Source organism: Priestia sp. P5_B4, from assembly GCF_056400385.1.
In genome coordinates this window covers 1-565 of sequence record NZ_JBFULJ010001486.1, presented here as the reverse complement: position 1 = coordinate 565, position 565 = coordinate 1, and the positions used below count along the sequence as shown (strand labels likewise).

At 70.1% G+C, this 565-nt stretch carries 1 protein-coding gene; it reads right to left on the bottom strand.

The window, feature by feature from the left end; all coding sequences use genetic code 11:
- Positions 1-565 (bottom strand): putative Ig domain-containing protein (locus tag AC1DRF_RS31755; protein ID WP_477742795.1); only part of this gene is annotated, 565 nt, incomplete at both ends.

The window sequence follows — 565 nt, the reverse complement described above, 5'->3', positions numbered from 1 at the left end:
GGTTTGCGTGTAGGCCGTAGCGACCGTGGCGTTGAAGCCGGCGGTCGTGGCGATCGCGATCGTCGGGTTGCCGACCGTCACCGTGACCGTCGCCGGCGGGGACGTGCCGCCGCTGTTGGTCGCGGTGTAGGTGAAGCTGTCGGTGCCCGCGAAGCCGGCGTTCGGCTGGTAGTTGATCGTCACGCCGGTCGCCGTTGCGGTGCCGTTCGACGCACCGGTCGCGACGGCAACGTTCGTCGGCGCGCCGCCGGTGATGTCGAGCGTCACGGCGGCGGCGGCGGAATCGTACGCCGCGGCGTGCGTGCTTGCATTCGCGACGGGCGTGACGTCGGTGATGCCGATCGAATACGCGCGCGGCGCCGAGGAATACGGGCCGCTGCCGCCGCTGCCGTCGGTCGCGACGATGGTGAAGTTGAACGTCCCCATCGCGGTCGGCGTCCCGGTGATCGCGCCGGTCGATGCATTGAGCGTCAAACCGTTCGGCAATGCGCCGCTCGCGACCGCATACGAATACGGCGCGGTGCCGCCCGACGCGGCGTTGAGCGCTGCGTTGTAAGCCTGCGAC